Source organism: Marinobacter salinus (genome assembly GCF_001854125.1).
Lineage (GTDB): Bacteria > Pseudomonadota > Gammaproteobacteria > Pseudomonadales > Oleiphilaceae > Marinobacter > Marinobacter salinus.
On record NZ_CP017715.1, the window covers coordinates 1188550 to 1213822 of the forward strand.

General features: G+C 55.2%; 23 protein-coding genes and 1 tRNA gene. 9 read left to right on the forward strand and 15 right to left on the reverse strand.

What is annotated here, in order from left to right:
• Position 1 precedes the first annotated feature (1 nt).
• Positions 2-1432, reverse strand: a complete 1431-nt coding sequence (locus BKP64_RS05460; RefSeq protein WP_070967016.1) for a cytochrome ubiquinol oxidase subunit I — start codon at positions 1430-1432, stop codon at positions 2-4.
• 181 nt (positions 1433-1613) lie between these two features.
• Here BKP64_RS05460 and BKP64_RS05465 point away from each other — a divergent pair, with 181 nt between their 5' ends.
• The gene (locus BKP64_RS05465; protein ID WP_070967018.1) at positions 1614-2243 is read left to right on the forward strand and encodes a class I SAM-dependent methyltransferase; all 630 of its coding nucleotides are present in this window, start codon (positions 1614-1616) and stop codon (positions 2241-2243) included.
• An 80-nt stretch (positions 2244-2323) separates the two neighbouring features.
• A tRNA-Leu gene (locus BKP64_RS05470) sits at positions 2324-2410 on the forward strand.
• Here the strand turns inward: BKP64_RS05470 and BKP64_RS05475 are convergent.
• Both BKP64_RS05475 and BKP64_RS05480 read right to left on the reverse strand, forming a co-directional pair.
• Positions 2411-3289: a DMT family transporter gene (locus BKP64_RS05475; RefSeq protein WP_070967021.1), complete on the reverse strand. Its 879-nt coding sequence runs from the start codon at positions 3287-3289 to the stop codon at positions 2411-2413.
• A gap of 4 nt (positions 3290-3293) precedes the next feature.
• Positions 3294-4757 (reverse strand): patatin-like phospholipase family protein, encoded by a 1464-nt coding sequence (locus BKP64_RS05480; protein ID WP_070967024.1) that lies wholly within the window; start codon positions 4755-4757, stop codon positions 3294-3296.
• A 184-nt stretch (positions 4758-4941) separates the two neighbouring features.
• Here BKP64_RS05480 and BKP64_RS05485 point away from each other — a divergent pair, with 184 nt between their 5' ends.
• On the forward strand, positions 4942-5733 hold the full coding sequence (locus tag BKP64_RS05485; RefSeq protein WP_070967028.1) for an enoyl-CoA hydratase: 792 nt from the start codon (positions 4942-4944) through the stop codon (positions 5731-5733).
• Here BKP64_RS05485 and BKP64_RS05490 read toward each other — a convergent pair whose 3' ends face one another.
• The 3 genes from BKP64_RS05490 to BKP64_RS05500 are packed head-to-tail and all read right to left on the reverse strand — an operon-like array spanning position 5734 to position 7947.
• Entirely contained in the window at positions 5734-6243 is a 510-nt protein-coding gene (locus BKP64_RS05490; protein WP_070967031.1) for a DUF192 domain-containing protein, read from the reverse strand.
• Complete coding sequence (locus tag BKP64_RS05495; protein ID WP_070973571.1) at positions 6240-7001, reverse strand: ABC transporter permease; 762 nt, start codon at positions 6999-7001, stop codon at positions 6240-6242. The genes BKP64_RS05490 and BKP64_RS05495 overlap by 4 nt, the downstream gene beginning before the upstream one ends.
• Positions 7002-7017: 16 nt before the next feature.
• Positions 7018-7947 carry an ABC transporter ATP-binding protein gene (locus BKP64_RS05500; RefSeq protein WP_070967033.1) on the reverse strand — a complete coding sequence of 310 codons (930 nt, stop codon included), beginning with the start codon at positions 7945-7947 and terminating at the stop codon, positions 7018-7020.
• A gap of 131 nt (positions 7948-8078) precedes the next feature.
• On the opposite strand from BKP64_RS05500, the gene BKP64_RS05505 reads away from it, so the two are divergent.
• A complete protein-coding gene (locus tag BKP64_RS05505; protein ID WP_070967036.1) occupies positions 8079-8540 on the forward strand; it encodes a hypothetical protein in 462 nt (153 codons plus the stop codon).
• Positions 8541-8631: 91 nt separating this feature from the next.
• Complete coding sequence (locus BKP64_RS05510; protein ID WP_070967038.1) at positions 8632-8943, forward strand: hypothetical protein; 312 nt, start codon at positions 8632-8634, stop codon at positions 8941-8943.
• 30 nt (positions 8944-8973) lie between these two features.
• On the opposite strand, the gene BKP64_RS05515 is transcribed toward BKP64_RS05510, so the two are convergent.
• From BKP64_RS05515 to BKP64_RS05525, 3 genes are read right to left on the reverse strand one after another with little or no spacing between them, the layout of a single operon-like run.
• Positions 8974-10440 carry a PhnE/PtxC family ABC transporter permease gene (locus BKP64_RS05515; protein ID WP_070967041.1) on the reverse strand — a complete coding sequence of 489 codons (1467 nt, stop codon included), beginning with the start codon at positions 10438-10440 and terminating at the stop codon, positions 8974-8976.
• Positions 10441-10455: 15 nt separating this feature from the next.
• Positions 10456-11106, reverse strand: coding sequence for a phosphonate ABC transporter ATP-binding protein (locus BKP64_RS05520; protein WP_070967044.1), 651 nt, complete (start codon positions 11104-11106; stop codon positions 10456-10458).
• Positions 11106-11981 (reverse strand): putative selenate ABC transporter substrate-binding protein, encoded by an 876-nt coding sequence (locus BKP64_RS05525; RefSeq protein WP_198402651.1) that lies wholly within the window; start codon positions 11979-11981, stop codon positions 11106-11108. The genes BKP64_RS05520 and BKP64_RS05525 overlap by 1 nt, the downstream gene beginning before the upstream one ends.
• Positions 11982-12152: 171 nt before the next feature.
• On the opposite strand from BKP64_RS05525, the gene senB reads away from it, so the two are divergent.
• The gene (gene senB, locus BKP64_RS05530; RefSeq protein ID WP_070967047.1) at positions 12153-13151 is read left to right on the forward strand and encodes a selenoneine biosynthesis selenosugar synthase SenB; all 999 of its coding nucleotides are present in this window, start codon (positions 12153-12155) and stop codon (positions 13149-13151) included.
• A 4-nt stretch (positions 13152-13155) separates the two neighbouring features.
• Here the strand turns inward: senB and selD are convergent, their stop codons facing one another.
• The 4 genes from selD to BKP64_RS05550 form a co-directional block, all read right to left on the reverse strand.
• Complete coding sequence (selD, locus tag BKP64_RS05535; RefSeq protein WP_070967049.1) at positions 13156-15432, reverse strand: selenide, water dikinase SelD; 2277 nt, start codon at positions 15430-15432, stop codon at positions 13156-13158.
• On the reverse strand, positions 15432-16067 hold the full coding sequence (locus BKP64_RS05540; protein WP_070967051.1) for a helix-hairpin-helix domain-containing protein: 636 nt from the start codon (positions 16065-16067) through the stop codon (positions 15432-15434). The genes selD and BKP64_RS05540 overlap by 1 nt, the downstream gene beginning before the upstream one ends.
• Before the next feature lie 42 nt (positions 16068-16109).
• Complete coding sequence (locus tag BKP64_RS05545; protein WP_070967054.1) at positions 16110-16508, reverse strand: hypothetical protein; 399 nt, start codon at positions 16506-16508, stop codon at positions 16110-16112.
• 174 nt (positions 16509-16682) lie between these two features.
• Entirely contained in the window at positions 16683-18203 is a 1521-nt protein-coding gene (locus BKP64_RS05550; protein WP_070967056.1) for a bifunctional GNAT family N-acetyltransferase/carbon-nitrogen hydrolase family protein, read from the reverse strand.
• A 194-nt stretch (positions 18204-18397) separates the two neighbouring features.
• Here BKP64_RS05550 and BKP64_RS05555 point away from each other — a divergent pair, with 194 nt between their 5' ends.
• The gene (locus BKP64_RS05555) at positions 18398-20284 is read left to right on the forward strand and encodes a methyl-accepting chemotaxis protein (RefSeq protein WP_070967059.1); all 1887 of its coding nucleotides are present in this window, start codon (positions 18398-18400) and stop codon (positions 20282-20284) included.
• Here BKP64_RS05555 and BKP64_RS05560 read toward each other — a convergent pair.
• A complete protein-coding gene (locus BKP64_RS05560; protein ID WP_227515511.1) occupies positions 20281-21222 on the reverse strand; it encodes a hypothetical protein in 942 nt (313 codons plus the stop codon). The two genes, BKP64_RS05555 and BKP64_RS05560, sit on opposite strands and share 4 nt — an antisense overlap.
• A gap of 191 nt (positions 21223-21413) precedes the next feature.
• Here BKP64_RS05560 and BKP64_RS05565 point away from each other — a divergent pair, with 191 nt between their 5' ends.
• The gene (locus BKP64_RS05565) at positions 21414-21968 is read left to right on the forward strand and encodes a YiiD C-terminal domain-containing protein (RefSeq protein ID WP_070967063.1); all 555 of its coding nucleotides are present in this window, start codon (positions 21414-21416) and stop codon (positions 21966-21968) included.
• A gap of 14 nt (positions 21969-21982) precedes the next feature.
• On the opposite strand, the gene recQ is transcribed toward BKP64_RS05565, so the two are convergent.
• Complete coding sequence (recQ, locus tag BKP64_RS05570) at positions 21983-23851, reverse strand: DNA helicase RecQ (RefSeq protein ID WP_070967066.1); 1869 nt, start codon at positions 23849-23851, stop codon at positions 21983-21985.
• Between the two features lie 215 nt (positions 23852-24066).
• Here recQ and BKP64_RS05575 point away from each other — a divergent pair, with 215 nt between their 5' ends.
• Positions 24067-25260, forward strand: a complete 1194-nt coding sequence (locus tag BKP64_RS05575) for a 1-acyl-sn-glycerol-3-phosphate acyltransferase (protein ID WP_070967068.1) — start codon at positions 24067-24069, stop codon at positions 25258-25260.
• The last annotated feature ends 13 nt before the right edge of the window (positions 25261-25273 follow it).

Genomic DNA, 25273 nt, shown 5'->3' on the forward strand with positions numbered 1-25273 from the left:
ATCAGTGACCTCCCTGGTTGGCCGGAGTGCTGCGCTTTTCTTCGCCGTATTCGAATGGCACGTGAGCCGCAGAGAGCGGCCGTGCCGGGCGTTCCGCTTCGTGGTCTTCTTCGTCATGCCGATCTTCCAGCCCGACGTACAGCACCCGCATGAGGTAGTACACGCCGGCAGAGAACACCATGGCGTAGACCACGATGTAGCCGATAAGCGTAAACAGCGCCATACCCCCTGTCAGGGAGGGTGTGACCGACTCCGCCTGGCTCATGATGCCGTAGACCAACCAAGGTGCGCGGCCAACCTCCGTCACGAACCAGCCACTGAGCACGGCAAAGAACGGGGCAATACTCATGAACCGCAGGCCCTGGAGGAACCAGGTATTTCGTGCGAAACGACCACCCGCCCGCAGGAACAGGCCTGCAACGGCAAACGCAATCATCAGCATGCCCAGCGCCACCATCACCCGGAATGACCAGAACACAATGGCCACCGGGGGCTGCTCTTCAACCGGCACGTCCTTCAGGCCCGGCACTTCGCCGTCCCACTCGTGGGTCAGAATCATGCTGGCCAGGCTGGGAATGCCGATCTCGTATAGATTTCGCTGGTTTTCCTGATCCGGAATCGCAAACAGCAGGAGCGGCACATTGCGCGACGTTTCCCAGTTGCCTTCCATCGCAGCCACTTTGGTGGGCTGGTGTTCCAGCGTGTTCAGGCCGTGAAAATCCCCCACGACCAGCTGCGCCGGTGCAATAAAAAGCAGTAACCACAGACACATGGAAAGGGCCTTGCGGTTGGCTTCCACTTCCCGTCCAAGCAACAGATACCAGGCACTGACACCTGCGACCACGAAGCCGCCAGTGAGGAAGGAAGCCAGTGCCATATGCAGGAAACGGTACGGGAAGGACGGGTTGAAGATGGCCTCGCTCCAGGAAGTGACATGGAACACGCCTTCACGCAGTTCAAATCCAGCCGGAGTTTGCATCCAGCTGTTGGCCGAGAGAATCCAGAAAGAGGAAATGAAGGTACCCGTTGCCACCATGATCGCTGCGAACAGGTGCAGGCCCGCCGGCACCTTGTCCCGCCCGAACAGCAGTACCCCGAGGAATGCGGCTTCCAGGAAGAAGGCCGTGACCACCTCATAACTCAGAATGGGCCCCAGGTAGTTTGCCGTTGCCTGGGCAAAGTTGCTCCAGTTGGTGCCAAACTGAAACGACATGACAATGCCGGACACTACGCCCATGCCGAAGACCACCGCAAACACTTTCGTCCAGAACGCGGAAAGCTTGATCCACGCCGGGTTCTCGGTTTTGAAGGCGAGCCCTTCGAGCACAGCAATATAGGAAGCAAGACCGATAGTAAATACCGGGAAAATGGCGTGAAATGACACCACGAACGCGAACTGGATTCGCGATAAGATGAGAGGATCTAGTTCCATGGGAACCCTCCGGTAAACCACACATCACAATAAACGGGACAAGGTTCCCGTTCGGCCGCTGCCTAGGCTCATCTTGTATGTTGTTATTACCGGCAGATGGTTGCCATGCTACTTAAAACATGGGCGAATCCGATAGGGCAGATTGTCGCACCCTTGATTTAAAACAATTATGGTAATGACGATGAGCTTTTACGAAGACAGAATACTCCCTCACATCATAGATCGCGCATGCTCTATGGGCCAGGTTATGAAGCTCCGAAGCCAGGTGGTCCCACACGCCCGGGGCACCGTCCTTGAGGTGGGCATGGGCTCGGCAATTAACCTGGAGTTCTACGATTCAGACAAAGTCGACATGGTGTACGGCCTGGAGCCTTCGGATGGCATGCGCCGGAAGGCACTGCCAAACCTCTCCCGGTCACCGGTCCGGGTCGAATGGCTGGATTTGCCGGGTGAAAAAATACCGCTGGACAATGAAAGCGTGGACACCGTATTGCTGACCTTTACTCTGTGCACCATTCCGGACTGGCACACTGCCCTTGAGCAAATGAAGCGCGTACTCAAACCGGGCGGCGAGCTTTTGTTCCTGGAGCACGGCGAATCGCCAGACAACGGCACACAGAAGTGGCAGCATCGGATAACCCCTGGCTGGAAAAAGCTGGCCGGCGGTTGCCACCTGAACCGCCATATCGCGGACCTGATTAGACATGCGGGATTCGAGATTACTGAGCTGGAAAACCTGTACATCCCGAAAGCGCCCAAAATCGCCGGTTACATCTATAAGGGCAGGGCTGTAAAGCCGGCAGGAACCTGACTCCAGGCGGGAAAAAGAATCAGAATTGCGTTACTGGACGTGCCCTTATACAATTCTGCCCGTCCAAACCTCCCTCCGATGCTCCGGTGGTGAAATTGGTAGACACAAGAGACTTAAAATCTCTCGACCTCACGGTCGTGCCGGTTCGATTCCGGCCCGGAGCACCATTAGCCCAGCTTCCTCACTGACAAACGATATCTCCGAACCTCAATCCAGCCATGGCTGGCCAATGCCGAGAACACAATGACTCCGCCAATAAGGCTGAGTGCCGGCGGGACTTCGTTCAGGAAGAGCCAGACCAGGAAGGATCCCACCACGGTTTCCAGCAGCAGCATCAGGCTGACTTCGGCGGCTGGAATGTAGCGGGGGCCTATCTGGATGAGGATGCAGGCCACGGGCAGGAAAACGAGGCAGAGCAGGGCAATGAAAAAGCTGTCTCGGGCGTCGGGAATCTGGGCGCCTCCGGCAAGGGCTGCGACGCCGGCCAGGGCCAGGGCGCCGAACATGAGCATGACACTCATATCCGCCCCCGGCTTTGATCGGGCGACGTTGAGGTTTGAGGCCAGGGCGATGGCTGCAACGGCTGCCATTACCAGGCCGAAAGGGTCACCACGGCCCCATTCTCCAATGGCCATGATGGTAGCGCCGGTCACGCATACCACGATAATTACCCAGGTTCTCAGAGGCAGGGTTTCCTTCCAGATCAGCCAGGCAATCAGGGCCGCGATGACGGGCGCTGTGTTTAGAATCACGAGCACGTTGCCGGCGGCGGTATTTTTCATGCCCATCACAAATCCCAGAGTGCTCACGGCGAACGCTCCGGCACAAAACAGTCCTTTCCAGCCACAATGCCGTATTTCCTGTGCCAGGCCCGTTCGATAGCGTAGCCAACTGATAGCGTAGAAGCTGATGGCAAGCAGCACTCCCCGCCAAAACAGGAAGACTTCCGGTTTCACGGAGGTGATTTTCACCAGCAGGGCGTCCGGCGTAATAAACAGGACGCCCAGCGCAGCAATGGTCAGCCCCTTGATACGGGTTTTTTGCAAGAGGTTACTCCGTTCCGGCCCGGTGTCCCTGGCATGCGTGTTTGAGCCGGGTAATGCAGTTGGAAAACGTTCGGCTGATTCGGGTCTGGTCGCGGATCATGGGAAGCCGAGGCCAGGTGGCCTGTTCTCCGATACGGATGAACATGTCCAGGTCTTCCCGGCTTGGGTTGGCCAGCAGTTTAGGATACAGCAACGGGCGGAACGGAAAATGGATGTTGATATCGCCAAGATAGGTCTGGGTTGTCATGGCGTAAGCCTGTTCCAGCAGTGGCCGGACGACGGATAAAGAGGCACTTCGGGTAAGCTGCAGGGCGGTCGCCAGCTGTGCGTGCATAAGTGAGGTCACCGCCTTTTTTGCCGTTATCCCGGGGCCACGCTGGTGATGATGACTGATGAATGGGACCACGTGAGGATTTGCCTGGCTGACAATCGTGCGGTTCACGTTGTGCAGCCTCGCCATCCGCATCAGTGGCAGATCGCCGTGTACGCTTCCGTCGATCCAGCGTTCTGATGGCATATAGGGTTTGGCGTCGTTTTTTCCCTTCTCGGAAAACCTGGCCTGAAGGGTCACCGGAGGGTAAACACCGGGTACGGCACAGGAAGCAAGAATTGCCGAGTCTACCAGCACTTCCGGGGAACTCAGGGCGGTCAGCAGGCGTGGCTTCTGAAGAGTTCGTGTGGGTGAGACTGAGATGTTGAGGGTTCGGCCACTGATCTCCTCAGCCTCTCGGAAACTCATGCTCCCGATGTTGGCGCGAATATGCTCAAGAAGCTTGGTCTGGTCCATGGCGTGGCGCTTGCGCCAGATTCTCGCCGGTTCCAGCCAAAAGAATGCGTCCCGCTGAATTTCACCGGGTTCATTGAAAAACCGCTCGAGATCGGCCTCGTTGCGGGTGCAGATGGCGCCCGCCACAATCGCCCCCATACTGGACCCGGCGATCACATCGGGTAGCAGGCGCTGCTGCCAGAGCGCGCGGGTCACGCCGATGTGATAGATGCCGAAAGCGGCGCCACCACTGAGCATGAGCGCCGGTTGCCCGTAAACCCGCTCCGCATCCCTGAACAGGTGCAGTTTCTGTTCCGCTGTGACGCCAGGCATGTCGTGATCGCAGATGAAGTTCATGGAATGTTCCACTTCATCCAGAAATTCACTCACGAGGTACTTGGTGCCAGTCCAGGCAACAACGTACAGATCCGGATTGGCGAGCTCGCCAAGATGCCGGTACAGGCTCTCCTGCAAAACCCGTATCAGACCCCGGGAATCCCCCTGTTTCCGACACTTTCGCATGGCATCCATGTGCTCGCGAATGAGAGTTTCATGCAACAGGTCGCTACCGTCTTCTTCACGCCAGGAGAGGTTCCCGTCCAGCTCGTCGAGCTTCTCGGCAGCGGCGTACCAATGCTCGTAGGAGTCGGCCTCGGCCATGTGCTTTTCGAGTTCGCGACGTAGTTGTTTGGATCTGGACATCGATGTCTTTTCCCGGTTACGCGTCTGGCTAGAGTTTATACCGACGTTCCTTTGTGAATGATCACAACCTTGCAGTCAAATCTCTGAGCATCCTACAAAAGTCGCTTCGACATGCCCACAGCCCTGGTTAATACTGAAATGACGAATCAGTACAACACAATCTCGGCGGAAGAAGGGAGCCGTTATGACGACGACAGGCGAACCACTGGTCAGAAAGTACTCAGAAAACGGGGTTACGACTCTCACTCTGAATCAACCCGAACGCCGGAACAGTCTCTCAATGGCCATGCTGGAGGCGCTCTCCGAAGAACTGTCCCTGGTCGCCGACGAGGCTGAAACACGGGTGGTTGTTCTGGCATCCGCTGGGCGTGTGTTCTGTGCCGGCCACGATCTGAGGGAAGTCCGTGAGCAGTTTGCTAGTCATGAATTCCAGCTTGCGCTGTTTAACCAGTGCAGCAAGGTCATGCAGCAGATTGTTAACCTGCCCAAGCCGGTCATCGCCCGGGTTGCGGGCGTGGCCACGGCGGCCGGGTGTCAGTTGGTGGCAAGTTGCGATCTGGCCATTGCTGCGGATACCGCACGGTTTGCCACGCCGGGCGTAAATATCGGGCTATTCTGCTCAACGCCGATGGTGGCTCTGTCTCGCAATGTATCCCGCAAACATGCGATGGAGATGTTGCTGACTGGTGAGATGATCAGCGCCGCACGGGCCGCGGAAATAGGTTTGGTGAACCGGGCAGTGGATGAACAGGTGCTGGACGAAACGGTCTACGGCATGGCGCGCACTGTTGCGGACAAATCGGGTCATACCCTCAAAATCGGCAAGGAGGCGTTTTACCGTCAATTGGAAATGCCGTTGGCGGATGCCTACGAGTTAACCTCGAAGGTGATGGCAGACAACATGCAGGCAAATGATGCCCAGGAAGGTATCTGTGCGTTTCTGGACAAGCGCAAGCCGGAATGGAAAGACAGCTGATCAGTCTGCCGCGCAGTTCGATTCGCCCAGGAGTAGCCGATTGCCCACGGTTATGCCGTTCTCTGCAAAGAACCCGTCGTTCATCTCGACGGCGAAGGTGAACTCCACGCCTGCCGGGTAGGTTGGGCAGTTGCTGCCCCTCGACGATGTGCAAGGCGCCATCTTCCGGATGCTTCCTATGACACCGTTTTCAGCCACATATCCGATATCCAGGGGGATCAGGGTGTTGTACATCCAGAACCCGTGATTTGCGCTTTGCGGCCGCTGGTATACAAACAGCATACCAGCCTCTGGTGGCATGACGGTTCGACCCATCAAGCCTTTCTGGCGCTGCTCGAATTCCCGGGCGATCTCGAGGGTCACGGGGATTGTTTTTTGATTCGTCACAAAACAAGCCGTGGTGGTCGGCAGCCTGGGCTGGGGAACGACGGAATCCGCGGAACAGGCCGAAGCCAGAGCTGCTGAGAGAAGCAGCGTGGTGAGCCGCAGAGCCCGGCGGAACCCGTTCATGAACGTAGCCGGTAGCCGGTTTTAAAGATCCACCATATTGCCAGCATACACGCAGTCAGAAACACGAGAGTCATGCCGACACTGATTGCAATGTGCACGTCCGAAACGCCGTAAAACGCCCACCGAAAACCACTGATCAGGTAAACAACGGGATTGAACAGGCTGATGGTCTGCCAGATCTCGGGCAGCATATCGATGGAGTAAAAGGTACCTCCCAGGAACACCAGTGGCGTGACAATCATCATGGGCACTATCTGCAGCTTTTCGAAGCCATCCGCCCAGATTCCGATAATGAAGCCAAAGAGACTGAAGGTGATGGAAGTGAGCACCAGGAAGGAGACCATCCAGAAAGGGTGGAGCACACTGTAATCCACGAACAGACTGGCGGTTGCCAGGATGATGAGGCCAAGAATCACCGACTTGGTTGCCGCCGCGCCCACATAGCCCAGAACCACTTCAACGTATGAGACCGGTGCCGAAAGCACTTCGTAGATGGTGCCCGAGAACTTCGGCATGTAGATCCCGAAGGACGCGTTGGAAATGCTTTGCATGAGCAACGAGAGCATCACCAGCCCGGGAATTATGTAGGCTCCATAGCTGATATTGTCGATGTCACCCATGCGGGAGCCAATCGCCGAGCCAAACACCACGAAGTACAGACATGTGGAAATCACCGGTGACAACACACTCTGCATCACCGTGCGTTTCATGCGGGCCATTTCAAACTTGTAGATTGCGCGGACGCCGTAAAGGTTCATGCCTTTCTCCAAAAAGTCAGCGGGCTTGTTCGTGCACCAGGCCGACAAAAATCTCTTCCAGGGAGCTTTCGCGAGTCTGCAGGTCGCGGTAGTCAATGCCAAGATCACCCAGGGTGCGGAGCAATCGGGCCACTCCGGCCTGCTCCTGCTGGGAGTCAAAGGTGTAAATCAGCTCGTAGCCGTCTTCAGACAACTCAATGGGCTCGAGGGTCAGTTCGCCGGGGAGCTGCTCAAGCCGGCTCTGAAGGTGAAGCCGAAGCTCTTTTTTTCCGAGCTTGCTCATCAACTGGGTCTTGTCTTCCACCAGGATGATTTCGCCCTGACGGATCACCCCGATACGATCCGCCATCTCCTCGGCTTCTTCGATGTAGTGGGTCGTGAGAATAATGGTGACGCCGTTTTCTCTCAGTTTACGCACCATTTCCCACATGTCGCGGCGAAGCTCGACATCAACACCTGCGGTCGGTTCGTCGAGGAACAGAATCTGGGGTTCATGGGATAAGGCCTTGGCGATCATCACCCTGCGCTTCATACCTCCGGAAAGCGACATAATGCGCTTATCTCGTTTGTCCCAAAGGGAGAGGTCCCTCAGAATTTTTTCGATATGACTGGGTTTGGGGGGCTTGCCGAAAAGTCCCCGGCTAAAAGAAACCGCATCCCAGACTGTCTCGAAGGAATCGGTATTCAGTTCCTGAGGCACAAGACCGATGGACTCGCGGGCCTTGCGGTAATCCTTCACAATATCGTATCCAGCGGCTTTTACGTCACCACTGGAGAGATTTACAAGACCGCAGATGATACTGATCAACGTGGTCTTACCGGCACCATTGGGGCCAAGGAGAGCAAAGATTTCACCTCGGGTAATTTCCAGGTTGATGTCTTTGAGGGCCTGGAAACCGTCGCCATAAACCTTGCTGAGGTGCTTTACGGAAATATCCGGCTGCACGGGCGTGTCCTGTCTTTAAATGGGTCAAATACGGAGGCGCGGTATTTTCTCATGACTGGCGCCGGTTTAGAAAGCTTTGCCTGAGTGCGGATTATCCCCATAATGCCGCTTTGGCATGTTTGAGGTACGGTATGTTACGTCCATTTCTGGTTGTAGGATTGATCCTTGGGTTGCTTTCGCTTTCAGTTTTTGGGCCGCGCTTGCTGAGCACGATCGAAAATGGCGCGGAACAGCCTGAGAAAAGAGACTGCAATCTGCTGGCGGGTCCCTGTGAGTGGACAATAGGTCCGGATCAATGGCGGGCTGAACTTACGGTGCTGGGCGACAGCGGGCAGGGCATTGAATACCGGCTTACCATCACTGCGACGGGTGCCCCGGAGCGCCTTCTTGCGGTATTGCGTGGAGAGTCTATGTATATGGGAGAGTACCCGGTGCCGCTGGCTCGCGAGACTGGCCGGGTATTTACCGCCCGCTTCACAGCGCCAATTTGTAGTACCGGTTCCGATATGATCTGGCGTATTGATTTGCAGCAAGGGCAAACACCGATTGAGGGTGTGCCGGTAAACCTCGTGTTCCAGGCACAGAGCTTGTGAACAGCCTCAAAACCGATGCCGTCCGGAGCTGACAACGGGCCAGTATTGTGTAAACTCTTTGAAACCTACGGGCAACTCCAGGGAAGACTCGATGGATTACGGAGACAGTGTTCAGAAAGTGTTGTTGCGCAAGATTCGCAAAGCAGAACAGGATCTGACTCAGCTCAAGCTGGATTATTGCCGATTCGTATTCGGCCTGACCCATCGGGCCAGGGTGGTTTCCGGCGGTACGACCTATACGGTCCGTTCAGTGGATGTTGAATCCATGGAAAACACGGAAGAAGGTGGCTTTTCCAAACCCGTGATTGAGGGTGCGCCGGCGGATCAGCCAGATCAGGCGGAATCGGTCGCTCTGGGCACTGACTGGGCTCTGGAAAGTGCGTCGTCTCCCGCTGTCAAATAAATCCGTTGGCAGTAGTCAGCTCATGCAGCGTTAGCAGGTTGGCATGGTCTGAAGGGCGAGCCTGCGGCGAATGTAACGCCCCAGTGCATCAATGCCAATGTTGAGCAGAGCGGTGATAAGAATCAGCATCATGGCGCGGTCAAACCGAATGTTCTGAATGGCGCTGTCGACGTAGAAACCCAGGGTGTAAATGCCCAGAATCCCGAGAATCGCTGTTTCCCGCATGATAATTTCCCACCGGTAAAACAGGAAGGCCAGGAATGAGCGGTACACTCTGGGTACCAGTTCCCAGGAGTACCGATTAAAGCCTATTGGTGCATCGGGCCGCAGGTGGATCGAGTTGGTCTGGCGGCCGATGAGGTGCCCGATTATTCCGCCATTATGCAGCGCAAGTGCAACCACGGCGGGCAACATCGAGGGCCCCCAAAGCTGCAACAGGATATAGGCAAGAATGTATTCTGGTGTGGAGCGGGCGATGACCAGCAGCACATGCCCGGACGTCCGTCTGACAGGGCCGCCAAAATGATTGGAAATCAGCGGAAATGCCAGAAGGGTAATGATCCCCGTCGCCACCAGCGCAATCTGGGTAAGGACCACGGTATTCCAGATGCCAGGTAGTGCTTCATTGACCATCAGATCATTGAACCAGGGTAAAAGCCCTGAGACACCCTCCCCGTTGCGAATCGGACTGGGTACGATGTCCTGAGTAAAAAAGCGAGCGACGTTACCCCAGACAATGGGCAGCCCATCTCCCAGGAAAAACGGCGCACCGAGCACATAAACCGGCAGGAGCTTGGGTTTGACCCACAAAGGAATGGTTGCGATCAGTACATAGAAGAGGATGAGCATGGCGCCGGCATCCGAGTAGTTCCCCTGTGAGAAAGATGCCTCAAGATAGAAACCCAGTGTTGGCAGACCAACGAAGCCAAGGATGGCGCTGGAGCGCAAGCCGCACTCAAGCCGGTAGGCGGTGTAAGTCCTTAACTGTACCCAGCAATCCGGAATTCGCGTGTACAGAAACGCCGAAATTAGACCTGAGCCTGGTGGCAGCAAGCGGCCTGGTTGAGGATCGGTCTCGTCCAGAATCTCGGAATACACTTTGGCGAAAATGCCTGCGTACGGAATAGCAATGGCCAATACCCCAGTCAGCGGGTGAAAGCCGAAGAACTGAAGAAAGATGAGTGCCCAGAAGAGCTCATGAATGGCGCGGATAAAGGCACAAAAAAGCCGCACTGGCAGAAAACGGTAAACCAGTGACAACAGAAACCCGGAGGCGCTCCCCAGCGCCACACCCACGAATGCAAATGCAACGGTGCGGAGCAGGGCGGTCATCAGACCTTCGGAACTGAAAAAGTCCGGCGTTACCACGCCCAGAAAGAAGTTGCCGAGATCACGCCAAGGATTGGAGGCGGTGATGGACATGTCCGCAAAAAAGAGCCCCACCACCGCAATGGCAAGGAAAATCAGGCTGGTTCTGACCGTGGGAGAAGAAAACATGAATCAGCCGTTTGCCTAGTAGAGAGACATGATGTCAGTCGCGGTCAGACGGTCGCTGGTATCGTCCAGAGCTATCTGACCGTCCTCAAGACCCACTATACGGTTGCAGTAAGATAACGCCAGATCAACGTCATGAAGCGCAATGACACTGGTGTTAAACCCGTCGGAAAGACGCTTCATGACAAGGTGCGCCATGGGGCCGTCCAGGGCGGAGACAGGCTCGTCGGCAAGCAGGAGGCTGGCATTGCGGAACAATGCCCGCGCGATCGCAACTCGCTGCCGTTGACCGCCTGAAAGGGACAGTGTCGGAATCCAGAGTTTTTCGGACATTCCCAGATCCTGCAATAACTCCCTGACCTTCTCCTTGTCCGACATAAAAGGCCGAATCAGTGTCCAGGTGTTGTACCAGACAGAATGCCGGTCCAGTTGCCCCATAAAAACGTTGTGAAAAACCGGCAGCGCGTTTACCAGCCCCAGTTCCTGGGGAACAAGAGACGAATCCCGGTTTACCCGTTCATGGATGAGCCGCACCAGGGTCGACTTGCCAGCGCCGCTTTTACCCACCAGCGCAATATGTTCTCCCTGTTTGACGGAAAGAGAGAGCGGGCCGATGACCCGCTCTCCTCCGTAAGACGCAGTAAGACCAGAGAGATCGAAAGCGGACATTAATCGAGGATTCCAATCTCTTGCGCGGTCTTCCGAATAGGCTCGTAGGCGTCGTTGGTTACAGGGATAAATCCTGAGCGTGGGAAGCTCTCAAGCAGGGCGTTATCGTCCAGACTCAGCAGAGCTTGCTTGACACGATCCTTGAAGCCTTCTCCGAAGCGCTCATTTACGTCGCCACGGATTGTCCACTGATAATCGGGATAGGCCGGTGTTTCCCAAATGACCTGCACGGCGGAGGTATCTATGTTGCCGGCCTCAAGTTCTTTCTGCCATACCTGAAAATTCAGAGCACCAACCTCGTATGTGCCTGCTTCAACCAGGCGCAAGGTACGGGTGTGGTTGCCACTGAAGCCCACGCGAGAGAAGAAATCATCCGGCTGCTCACCAAAGGTTTCCCGAACGTAGAATTCCGGCATCAGCCGACCTGAGGTTGAACCTTTGGACCCAAAAGTAAAGGTTTTGCCTTTGAGCACATCTTCCAACTCCGAAAAGTCGGCGGCCGGTTCGATCCCGGTGCTGCTATTGGCAATAAAGTAGGTCTGGAAGGCTTCGTCTTCGACGCCTTGAGCAATGGCCTCAGAACCAGGGACCAGTCGACGGGCCTGCACGCCGGAAAGACCGCCAAACCATGCCAGCTGAACCTGGTTGTTGCGGAATGCCGATACGGCTGCCGCATAAGATTTCACCGGGATATAGCGAACGTCCACATCAAGCTGTTCAGACAGGTAGTCCGCTACGCCTTTAAAGCGTTCAACCAGTTTGGTTTCATCTTCGTCCGGAATGGCCGTGAAAACGAAGGTTTCCGCCGCTGCGGAGGTAGCTGCAACCAGGAAAAGACTGGAAAGCATCATGTTCCGTATAAGCTTCAGAGTCATTTGATTTCCTTGCATTTGGGAGGTTATTTGAATGGTGGAGCGCATGTGTTGGGATCCTTGCCGACAAAGGATACCTTGATTCACTCTAACTCTGAACAGCTATACGATTTGCGTGTATATTTGGCTCAGCCTCCGCGTTAAATGCACACCACCCGGCGTTTTGAGGGATTCATGGAAATTATAATCATTACACCGGCGGCTCCCGGCTCCAAAGCGGGGAATCGTGCCACGGCAGAGCGCTGGAAATGGTTGCTCGAAGGCGAAGGGCATCGGGTAAGTGTGATGACCGAGTACCACGGAGAGCCCTGTGACGCATTCGTGGCACTTCACGCGTGGCGCAGCCATGGGGCGATTCAATCCTTCCGCCGCTGTTGGCCATCGACTCCCCTTGTTGTGGCACTGACGGGCACCGACATCTATTATCACCAGAAGAAATACCCGCGAGAAACCCTTGCCGCCATGGACGCCGCAGATGTGCTGATTGGTTTACACGATCTGGTGGTCCAGGACATCCCCCTGCAATATTCCAGCAAGCTTGTGACTGTTTTTCAGTCCGCCGATGTCGGCCTTCGAGAGCCGATTGAGGCCGAGGATGGAGCACCATTCCGGATTTGTGTGATAGGGCACCTTCGGGATGAGAAAGATTCTCTCCGGGCGGCGTTGGCGGCAAGGTTGCTGCCCTTGGTTTCCCGGATACAGGTCATCTGCGTCGGAAAACCCCACAACAGCCAATGGCAGAATGCAGCCGAAAAGGAGATGCGCGAGAATTCAAGGTTTCAATGGCTTGGGGAGTTGGAGAAGCCCGAACTGAAAAAATTGATGGTGGACAGCCGGCTGATGGTGATCAGCTCCATCATGGAAGGCGGGGCCAATGTGGTGTCCGAAGCCTGCCGCGCTGGTTTGCCCGTTATTGCCTCGGATATTCCCGGCAACCAGGGGCTTCTTGGCGATGACTACGAAGGCTACTATCCGGTGGGCGACGAGCACACACTGGCGGCCTTACTCCGCAGAGCGGAGAGCGATCCGTCTTTTCTCAAAAAACTGGCGCACCAGGTGGATGAACTTGCTCCGAAGTTTACGCCCGAGAACGAACGCCATGCCCTGGAGCGGGCACTGGCGTTGGCTATACAGCGCTGCCCGCGCCAGAGGCAGGGTCATTTGGGGAATTGAGAGGTTAGTCTTTTAGAGAGACGGGCTCGATTGCGCCTTCCATATCCTGGGCCATTACCCTGCCAATAACGGCCGTGTGAGGATAGCCCAACGCCCTTAACTCCCGGACACAGGCCTCTGCCTGGTCAGCGGAAACACTGGCCAGAAGCCCGCCGGCCGTCTGGGGGTCAAAAATCAGGGGATACCTTGGGTGGTTAACCCAGTTTTCCTGGTCGCGGATACCGCGCCGCAGCCGGATGTTAGCAGGCTGCAATGAACTCAGAATACCCGCTGCGGATGTTTCTTCGGCACCTGGCAAGACAGGGATTGCAGAGAGGTCCAGTTCGGCATCGACACCGGAGGGCCGGGTCATTTCGACAAGATGTCCCAGCAGTCCAAAACCGGTGACATCCGTGCAGGCCCTGGAACCATACCTGCGAAGGCATTCTGCGCCCAGTTTGTTGGACTGGATCATTGAGGCGAGGGCAGTATCAATCCAGCGGCCCCGCGCAGCGAGGCGTGCGTGCGCGGCAAACAGAGTCCCGGTGCCTATCGGCTTGGTCAGGATCAGGACATCACCGGCACGAAGACCACCCTTGCTCATCACTTCTTCAGGATCAATCAGTCCGTTCACGGCAAAACCCAGTGCAAGCTCCTTGCCTTCTCCCGTGTGACCCCCAACCAGTGCGCAGCCGGCCTCATTGAGCACGTCTACTGCACCGGACATCATCTGGAAGACAACATCCTCCACTTTTGATTCAATTCCGTACGGCACGGTCGCGACTGCGGTCGCACTCTGGGCTTCCGCGCCCATGGCAAACACGTCCCCGAGGCTGTGATTCGCTGCCACCTGACCAAATACGTAGGGGTCGTCGATGAAGGCGCGGAAGAAGTCCACCGTGTGAACAACGGCCTTGCCGGGCGGAACCCGAAGGACAGCTGCGTCATCCGGCGCGTGTAAACCGATGATAATGTCGTCTCGTTCGATGGGCTTCAGTTCACCCAAGGCGCGGGATAGCACTGTGCTTCCCACTTTTGCGCCACAGCCTCCGCAACGCATGGCAACGGCTGAGATGGCCTGAGAGGCTTCTTCCGGGTTTTGGGCGGCGCCGGTATCAGGCAGCTTGGCGTCGTCTTCCATGGCCGGAAGGTCCGTAAACTTTCTCATGAATCGTCGATCGATCCAGTCTTTCCAGCGCCATACCAGCGCACCGGCGAACTGCATCTCGCCTCGGGAAGCAACCGCAAACTTGTTGCCGGTGCTGATCAGTGCCAGCCATTTCTTTTGGGGGTGGAAATCTTTTGCTGGTTTTCCGAGTGCCACACGCCTGAGGTTATCCGCGAGAGGGCGCCCCTGACGAACGGCAAAAACACCGGCCTTTTCCCGGGGGTGGTTAATCACATTCGCAATATCACCCGCCGCAAAAATACTGTCGTCATTCTCGGTCTGCAGAGTATCCCGGACACGAATGAACAGGCCGTCATCAAGTGCGAGGCCAGTATCTGCAAGCCATGGCGGCCCGCCGGCTCTGGTCACCCATAACACTTCGTCCGCCTGAAGGCTTTCTCCGGAATCGGTCATCAAGAGACCTTGCTCAACCTTTTTGACGGGGGCGCCCAGATGAATTTTTACGCCACGGTCTGAAAGCGCTTTACGGAAAACCTCGCGAACCTTGGCGTTGTGAGTAGGAAGAATCTCATCCGCCGCGTCAAAAAGGTGAAAGTGCAATTGATCAGGATCTTTACCGCGCTGTTTCAGTTCGTTTTGCAGGCGGAATTGCATTGCCAGCGTCAACTCAACCCCGCCAGCACCGGCCCCTACAATGGCGATAGTGAGCGGCCCATCGTGATTTTCGATACGCGAAAGCAGGGTGAGCCAACGATTGTTGAAGCCGGTTATAGGCTTTACTGGAACGGCATACTCGGAAGCACCCTCAACATCTTTCACGCGAGGTGACGACCCGATGTTGACCGACAGAATGTCGTAGGGAACGTCAGGCCGGTTTCGACACAGGACCCGCTTCCGGTCCCGGTCAATACCAACGGCTTCGTCCCGATAAAAGCGCGCACCGGCATATTCTGCGAGCTTACTCAAATCGATGTGGACGTCGTCGTAGCTGTAATGGCCCGCGACATAGCCAGGCAGCATTCCGGAGTAGGGTGTGTGGGTATCACGGCAGATCAGGGTCAGGCGCACGCCGGGGACCGGGTTCATGGCGAACCGCTTGAGTACCCCAACGTGGCTGTGCCCACCGCCAATCAGGACTATGTCCCGTAAAACAGGCTGGTCGGGCGTTCGCATCAGTTGATTTTCTTGGCTTCAGCGCTGAACTGGTCAAATCCCTTTACACCGGAAAATGCCTTCAGTTTTTCCTGATCGGCCTCGGACGGATTGGCAATCTGGTCGATGGACGTAATGCCGGCATCTTTCATCTTCTTGGCGGTTGCAGGGCCGATACCCTTAACCAGAGTCAGATTGCTCTTGTCCACCGGCTTTGCCACCTTGGGTGTGGACTTCTTGGCAGCTGTCTTCTTGGCAGGTGCTTTCTTGGCCGAAGTCTTTTTCGCAGTTGTTTTGGGCGCGGCTTTCTTGGCAGCGGTGGTTGCTTCTTTACTGACTTCGTCTGTCAGCTTTTTCACTTCCTTACCAGCTTCCTTGGATGCCATCCCCAAGCGTTCCAGGATACTGCTCTGAAGCTCGTGGAATTCGTTCATGCGGCGCTCGAACTCTTCGTTGAAACGTTTCATTTCACGGTCACGGAGCTCATCCACTTCTTTGAGCAGCTTACGCACCGGATCCTGAATCTGGTGCTGCAGGCTGTCGAACTGTTTGAGTGCGTCGCTGATAAGGCTCTCGATCTGGGTGGAAGTCTTTTCGAATTCTTTGTTCACCTTTTTGACGACCTTATCAACATTTTGCTTGGCTTTCTTAGCCATAGAATATCTCCTTGATGCGGGGGTGGTAACGACAACGAACGATCAGGCCAACTGCCGGAAGCCGGCTGCGGCCCCGGGGGAACGCCTTGATTTCAACGATTGTTTCTTGGTAAGCACTTCGCGTATTCGGCGCAATTTTTCAGAGAGCGGCGAGCTCTCATCAGAGCTTAATGCAACAAAATCAATGGAGTAGAAGAAGTTGCTGCAATGTTTTCTTCGTTCGGTCACGAGGCCGGAAACACCTTCGGCCCGGATTTCGTCGAACGGCATATCCATCACCAATTCCAGCACAACGGAATCGCCGGGTTCAAAAACCTTATCTGTTTTCATTACACAGCCAAAAGTGTCCAGCTCAAATAGAGTCGCTTCCACCAACTCTTTTCGGAAAAGGCCTTTTTTCACGCGGAAACGTGCAACTAAATCCGGCAGTTCTTCATTCATTGACATTATATCTCTGGTGATTTCCGTATCCACTTCAACCCACCTGACCCAAGGCGGACTGGATATTGTTTAAACAATAGACACTGATTCATAGTTTGACAACGTCTTCAGTATCCTACGCTCATGCCCTCAGGCAGTTTTTCAACACTTTTACTACTCAAAAAAAGAGCTGTTTCACTTTTTTCTCAGTTCGTACATATCAACACGGCGATCTTTCAGATTGGTAACAGACCCTTCGTTGCGAACCAGCTTGAGTTTCTCAAGATCCATGTCGGAGAACATGATCATTTCCGTGTTCGGTGTTGTTTCCGCCATCACCGCATCGTGAGGGAACGCAAAGTCCGACGGTGAAAATACGGAAGACTGGGCGTACTGGACGTCCAGATTTTCAACTTTCGGAAGGTTTCCGACACTGCCGGTAATGACCACATAGCATTCGTTTTCAATGGCTCTGGCCTGGGCACAATGACGCACCCGGAGATAACCGTTCTTCGTGTCTGTCCAGAACGGAACCAGGATAATGTCTACCTCCTGGCTAGCTGCAATCCTGCCGAGCTCCGGAAACTCGATGTCGTAGCAGATCATGATCGCCACCCGGCCGGCATCGGTATCGAACACCTCGAAATCGGTGCCGCCTTCAATCACCCAGTCGCGGCGTTCGTGGGGCGTAATGTGAATCTTGCGTTGCTCGTCCACCCGGCCGTCGCGATGGCACAGGTAGGAAACGTTATACACCCGGTCATTTTCGAGCAGAGGCATGGATCCGGTAATGATGTTGATGTTGTAACTCACAGCCATCTCGGACATCTCGTCCCGAAATTGCTCGGTAAACCCGGCCAGGAAGCGGATTGCCCGGGTCTGGTCCATCTGGTCAGTCAGGCCCATGAGAGGCGCGTTGAAGAATTCCGGAAACAGGGCGAAGTCACTCTTGTAGTCCGAAAGCGCGTCAACAAAGTACTCCACTTGCTTTAGCACTTCATCCACAGAAGTGAATTCACGCATCTGCCACTGAACAGCGCCAAGGCGTACTTGCGTCTTCTTGACGTTGAGCACCGAGGACGGCGGGGTATACAGAATATTTCGCCACTCCAGGAGAGTTGCATACCCGAGGGACTTTTCATCCTCTGGCAGGTATTTGTGCATCAGGCGTGTCACTTGAAAATCATTGGACAGCTGGAAAGTCAGGATCGGATCGTAGATCTCCTTGCGGTCCACTCGTTCAATGTACTCGGCGGGCGAGTATTGATCAGAATACTTGTAATAGCCTGGAATTCTGCCCCCGGCGAGAATCGCTCTCAGGTTCATGGAACGGCAAAGTTCCTTCCGCGCCTCATAAAGACGGCGGCCAAGCCTGTAACCGCGGTATTCCGGGTGAATAAACACATCAAGGCCGTAGAGCGAGTCGCCGTCGGCGTTGTGCCAGATTTTCTCGTTCCGGAGGATCAGGTCATCGTAGGTGTGCGGGTTGCTGAAACGCTCGTACTTAACGCATACAGTCAGGGCCACCGCTACCAGCTGGCCGTTGTCCTCGATACAGATCTGGCCATCGGGGAACTGCTCAACCAGTGCCTCAATGGTGTCCTTGGGCCATGCGCCTCCGATGTCGTCATAAATCTGATCCATCAGTGTCTGAAGCTGGCCGTAGTCGTCCAGGGTCAGGTTGCGGAGGTTAAGATGAAGCTCTTCATGGGCCATTCAGGTCGGCTCCCGCTTTAAAAGAAAATAAAAAACCAGTACGTGTCGCTATTTCGTAGGAGTTTATCAGAAGGAATTAAAGACTTCGCTCAACAGGCCGAAACGCAAGTTAACAGATATCAAATCAAGCGCGAATTCTCGTCCTGCGCATTCGAGACTAAGCCAACCTACGCCCCTTCCCAGAGGACTAGACTGTGCACCTCACTTTCGGTCAAAAACTACTGATCGCCTTCGGAATTCTCCTGCTGCTCGCCATGGGCGCGTTCACTCTTTCCGGCGATCTCCGACTGCAAAAAACCACCAACACCTACGTTGAAGCTCTGATTGACGACACGGTGGCCCAGAGTACGTCAAGCATTGCCGAATGGCTCAACACGCGCCTGGCACTGACCGAAGCCGCATCAAAAGCACTGGAGAAGGCCGGGAACGATGAGGAGGCACGCACGATTCTTCAGGCGATTACAGCCGGAGGAGGGTTTCGTGACGTCTATGTGGGGCGCACTGATGGCTACATGCTGATGAAGTCGAAAGAGGCCAATGCCACGCTCCCCGCTGACTACGACCCCCGCGTTCGCCCCTGGTATAAAAAAGCCATGAGTCTGGGCCAGGCCTCCTTCACCGAGCCATACAGGGATGCCAGTACCAATGACACCATCATTTCGACCCTGGCCCCGGTCAAGGGCGGTGAGTATGAAGGAGTCGCCGGGGCTGACATTGGCCTCGGTGCCATTGAAAAGACCCTTGCCACGGTCACTCTGGCCGATACCGGTTACGCTGCGCTGATCAATAAACAGGGGATGGTGCTTTTCCACCCGAACGAAGATCTGATCGGCAAAAACATTAAAAGTCTGGTGGGTACGCCGCCCAGGCTGGACGGAACCGCCCATATTTATGAAACGGAGGAGGCCTCCTGGAGCGCCAGCTTTTACCCGATCAGGCAGGCACGCGGCGTTGAGTGGTACCTCGGCACCTTTGTAAACATCGATAAGATCAGTGCCCCGGTACAAAGTGCCAGGATTACCGGGCTGGTGATGGCGGTGATTGGTCTGCTCGTGTCTCTGATCGTTCTGCATTTAGGCATTAAAGTGTTAATGGCTCCGTTAAGGCGCCTGAATACCGCAATGGCCGACATCGGTACTGGTGATGCTGATCTGACACAACGGCTTGATGCCAGTGCGCGGGACGAATTCGGACAACTGGCGGGCAGTTTCAACCGCTTCGTGGAAAACATTCAGACCGTCGTGAGTGATGTGCAGCGCGGCAGTGAGGAGCTTGGCAGCAATGTCCGATCTTTGCGGGAGACCGCGCGAACCAGTCGCAGCAGCGTTGAGAACCAGCAGGCGGAGATTGATATGGTCGCCACTGCAATCAATGAAATGTCTGCCGCCGCTGGCGAGATCGCACAGAATGCCCAGCAGACCGCCGATGCAGCCAACAGTGCTGATGGTGATAGCCGCGCTTCGCTCGAAACCGTAGCGGCATCGCGGGATGCGGTCCAGAAACTGTCCAAAGAAGTCAATTCGGCAGCCCAGGTGATCGATGCCCTCGGCAAGGATGTTACCTCCATTACATCGGTTCTGGAGGTTATCCAGGGGATTGCTGAACAAACCAATCTGCTCGCGCTCAACGCGGCGATAGAGGCTGCCCGGGCAGGGGAGGCAGGGCGTGGCTTTGCGGTTGTTGCCGACGAAGTGCGTAATCTGGCGCAGAGGACCCAGTCGAGCACAGAAGAAATCAACAACATGATCGAGCGGTTACAGAAAGGCGCGAATGATGCGGTTCATGTCATGCAGGCCTCCACCGCAGTGTCCAACGTCAGTATGGAGAAGGCTCAGGACGCAATGGAGGCGCTTAACCGGGTTGCCGATGCCATCACATCCATCAGTGAAATGACTTCGCAGATCGCAACGGCTTCCGAGGAACAGACGTCCGTTACCGAGGAGCTTAACTCGTCGATTACACGCATTTCGGATCAGGGGCAGGAGGCTGCGGCCGCTGCCAGCGAAAACGATGTCTACAGCGGACATATTGAAAGCATCGGTCATACTCTGAACCAGAACGCATCCCGGTTCAGAGTTTAATCGCTCAGGCTGTCGAGGCGGCGGCGAAGGTTTTCGAGTGCCAGTCGCCCGATGTTCAGGGATTCCCCAGTGAGGAACGGGTTTTCAAGAGCAATAATCTGTCGCCGGCGCAGGTTGAGGATTTCAACCGCACGCCCATAATAGTTTTTCAGAAACTCGGCAAAACGGCCATCGTATATCGCGCGCTCCATACCGAGTTGTAGTCGCTGGGCGGTTTCGTGGTCCTCCGGGCCCACAAATAGAAATGAGGGCATGGGGTATGCGAGCAAAAGGTCTGGTTCTACCACCAGCTGAGAGTCGTGTTCCACTTCAAGATCGTACAGAACCTCGCTGACTCCCCGGGCGAAACATTCAAACCGGTCATTCCGTAACATTCCAAACAGAATTTCATAGCGAGAGTGGGTCACCACCTCAATCCCGTTGGATTCCAGAATAGGTGTGTCTGGCCAGTGAGCGCCCTGGCCAATGCGTATCCCTGACTGTTTCAGGTCGGCGAGCGTACGAATGCCCGCAAAGTCACCAAGGTTCTCAGGGAGCACGACACAGACCCGAAAGCCAAGCAGGCCGCCGTCAACCGGGATAGGTATCGGAGTCAGAAAGGTCTCTCTGTCTGGTGACGTTGCAACATTGGCAATATCAACCAGGCCCGATTGCCTCTGCGCGAGCTCCCTGAGGACCCGACCCTGACTAAGTTCCTCACTTCTGATTAGCCGGAACGGACCGTATTCGGGGGTTTCCTCCAGTGCCAGCTCGACAAGGGCGCGAATCGCTGGGCTGTCATAATTTCGATACCAGAGGATGTAATCACGGGTCTCATCCGCAGTAGCATGTGTTCCCGGAAGCACGCCAAAGCAGACCATCATCATCAGCAGAAGAAGAGAGCGACACCCCCAGGGTTGTGCGGGCATGCCATAAGGCTTTGCAGTGGATGGTTGCAACTTCAGAGTCCTTCCTTTTCGCTGGCAGTCTGTTGCCGGCAGTAATTCCCGGAGTGCTCTCACTTTAGAACAAAAAAAGAAGGGCAAATGCAAAATCAATCAAAAAAAGTGTAAAAGAATATTGCAGTCGGCCAGGGCGGTTGTAATGATCGGGACTCTCTAATGACCAGGCTAATGGGCAGGGCGCAGCTATGGCACTTATCGACAACATTATTGGCGCCACCGGGCAGTGGGTGGCAGGAACCGACCCCAAGGCGACGCTGGCAACGCCTCTGGCATGGTTGAGAAAGACCGGTGGATACGCTGCTGTAAACCGGATAATCGGCCTCTCCATCCCTTTTGCACCGCGGAATGGTTTCAGTGTGGAGGAAGTCAGTCCCGGTTATGTGCGGGCGAAAATTAAACTGAAGGGAAACAAGAACCACTTTGGAAGTATGTACGCGGGGGCTTATTTCCTGGTTGCCGAAATTCCCGGTGGCGTGCTTTCGCTGTTTGATTTAGGGCCTGCCTACACTCCAATCCTCAAGGAAATGACACTGCAGTTCCTGCAACCGGCAAATTCCGATGTTACCGTTGAATTCTCGCTTTCGCCGGAAGAGGTAGTGGGGATCCGTCAGGAAGCGGATACTACCGGAAGGGCAAAATTCACCCTGCAAGGACTGTTACACGATCAGGAAGGCAACCACGTTGCTACATCGGTTGCCTATTACCGGGTAAGGAAAAAGGGCTTTAAGCCAACGGAGTAACCTGTCCGAATCTTTCAGGCCTGGTCCAGCTTCGAAATAGCCTCCAGAAAGATCTCTCCGTATTTTTCCAGCTTTGCCGCCCCGACGCCACTGACCTCGGCCAGTTCCCCAAGCGTGTGGGGCTTGCGTTCCAGCATGTCGAACAGCGTGGTATCGTGGAAAATAACATAGGGTGGCACACCCTGTTTATCCGCCAGCTCTTTGCGGCAGGCTCTCAGTGCCTCCCATCCGACCTGGTCCGTAACATTTTCCCGCACAGCTGCACCACTGCGGCTGCCTGACGACCGGGTTCCGGTCTTCTTGACCACCGGGTCTTTGCGCAACTCAACCTGACGCTCACCTTTCAACAACGTCCGGCACTCCTCGGTCAGCTGAAGTGCGCCGTAACCCTCCGGGTCCGCTTTCAGGAAACCGTTGGCAACCAGTTGACGAAACACGGATTTCCACTCATTGGCGGAAAGCTCCGTCCCGATTCCGTAGGTGGATACCTGGTGATGGCCAGACTGAAGGATGCGCTCGTTTTCAGATCCTCTGAGAACATCAATCAGGTAGGTGACTCCAAATCGCTGGCCGGTGCGGTACACGCAGGAAAGGGCTTTCTGGACAGCCACCGTTCCATCCCAGGTTTCAGGCGGGTTCAGGCAGGTATCGCAATTGCCGCAGGGATTCTCCAGTACGTCTCCAAAGTAGCGCAAGAGCACCTGGCGACGGCAGCGGGTCACTTCACACAGCCCAAGCATGGCGTCCAGTTTCTGACGTTCCACCCGTTTGAACTGATCATTTCCCTGGGAAGCTTCAAGCATCTGGCGAAGCTTGATTACGTCCTGCAGGCCATAAACCATCCACGCTGTAGAGGGCTTTCCATCTCGGCCGGCCCGGCCTGTTTCCTGATAGTAGGCTTCCAGGCTTTTGGGCAGATCCAGGTGCGCCACAAACCGGACATCTGGCTTATCAATACCCATGCCGAAGGCGATGGTGGCAACAATAATGACACCGTCTTCCCGCAGAAACCGTTCCTGGTGTCTGGCCCGGTTTTCCGCAGGCAAGCCGGCATGATAGGGAAGAGCTGTGTAGCCTTTATCTGCCAGCATCCTTGCCGTCGCGTCGACTTTGTTGCGTGAGAGGCAGTAAACAATGCCGCAGTCACCTTCATGTTCAGCTTTAATAAAGTCCAGCAACTGTTTGTTTGCATTTGTTTTCGGGGCAATTCGATACTGGATGTTAGGGCGATCAAAGCCGCTAACAAAATGACGGGCTTCAGTCAGAGACAAGCGTTCTGCGATCTCTTTTCTGGTCCGTTCATCTGCTGTTGCGGTGAGGGCAATGCGTGGAACACCGGGGAACTCAGCAGCGAGCATGCTCAGCTGCAGATAATCAGACCGGAAGTCATGTCCCCACTGGGAAACACAGTGAGCTTCATCGATAGCAAAAAGCGATATTGAGGCATTGTGCATGAGCTCCAGAGTTCTGGTTTGAATCAGACGCTCCGGAGCGCAGTAAAGCAGGTCCAGCTCACCGGTGAGCAGTGCGTATTCGGTTTCCCGGGCCTGCTCGAAATCCATGGTTGAGTTCAGGAAAGCCGCTCTGACGCCCAGCTGTTTCAAAGCGGCAACCTGATCGTGCATCAGGGCAATCAGCGGAGAGATAACGATTGCAGTGCCAGGACGCACCAGTGCCGGCACTTGATAACACAGTGACTTACCACCGCCAGTGGGCATCAGCACCAGCGCATCGCCGCCGCTCACCACCTCACGGATGATATCTCCCTGCAGTGGGCGGAACGTCTCATAGCCGAAAACTTCATGAAGTACCTGTTCGGGTTCCTTTCTTGAAGCGGTTGGACGTTCTGTTGCCAGTTGTTCAAAATCCTGTTCAAAGTGCATAGATTAGCCGGTTGTCCGGTTTCGAGCCGGATATAGGTGCAGGAAGACAAGGCCGAGCAGGCAAAGGCGGCAAATGATAACAGATTCATGGTCACCGTTGGCCAGATCCGGTTCCGGATGGAGGCAAAGCCGCTAGAGAAACGCTACAATACCGCCGTTTTTGAACCACCGTTTTAAGGCATTCTGTGTCAAACACCGATAAAAACAGGGCTTCCATGCAGGATTTTGATGCCATCCGTCCCTATTCGGACGAAGAAACCAGCCAGGCCATTCATCGCTTGGTGAATGATCCGGACTTTCTGGATATGGTCGGCCGATTTAAATCGCCAAGGCTTGCCCGGTGGGCACCGGCTATACTGCGGGTGTTCATTCGCCGCTGGCTTGTGAGCCATTTTAGTCAGTTTCACCGGGTGGATGATCTGCAGGCAGAGCTTTCCTCCTACGTTGGTGAACTTGTGGAAAACACCACCACCCGCGTAACGACCAGCGGTCTGGAGAACCTCGACAAGCAAAGCGCTCATCTGTTCATTTCAAACCACCGGGATATTGTCTTTGATCCCATGGTCGTTAACTATCTGTTGTTCCAGAACGGTTTTCACACCACGAGGATTGCAATTGGCGACAACCTTCTCGCCAATCGGGTGTTTGCCGAAATGATGCGGTTAAATAAGAGCTTCGTGGTCAGGCGCAACATGACCAGCCCACGGGAAATGCGCGACGCCTATATCACGCTCTCCGGCTTCATTAACCACAGCATCAAGACCAACCACAGTATCTGGATCGCACAGCGGGAAGGTCGCGCCAAAGACGGGCTGGATTTTACCGATCCCGCGATCGTCAAAATGTTTTATATGAGCTGCAAGAAGGGTGGTCTGAGTTTTTCAGAAGCCATGAATCGCCTGCATATCGTGCCGGTATCCATTGCCTATGAGTACGACCCCTGCGATATGGACAAGGCCAAAGAACTGGAAACACGGGCTCGAACCGGAAGCTATACAAAGGCCGAAGGTGAGGACACCGATCAAATCATGCGGGGCCTTACGGGCTTTAAGGGCCATGTGCATGTGCATTTCGGTGCACCGATCAAGGATTGCCCCGAAACGCCAAAAGATCTGGCATCCCGGATCGACCGGGAAATGCACGCCAATTACCATCTGCATGCGTCGAACCTGGTTGCCTATCAGCTTCGGGGCCTTCATCCTGATGCGCACGCAACACCTGAACGTGTCAGTGATTCGGTGGTAACCGCAGAAACCTGGTCTCCCGCGGAAATGGAAGCGGCGGAGGCCGAGATGGAGCGGCGTCTGGGCGCCTGTGATCCGGCTATTCGTCCCTACCTGCTTGATATGTATGCCAACCCGGTGGTGACCGCCCTGGATGCCAATGCCGATGAGCCGATCACGGACTAGCGACGGCGCCACA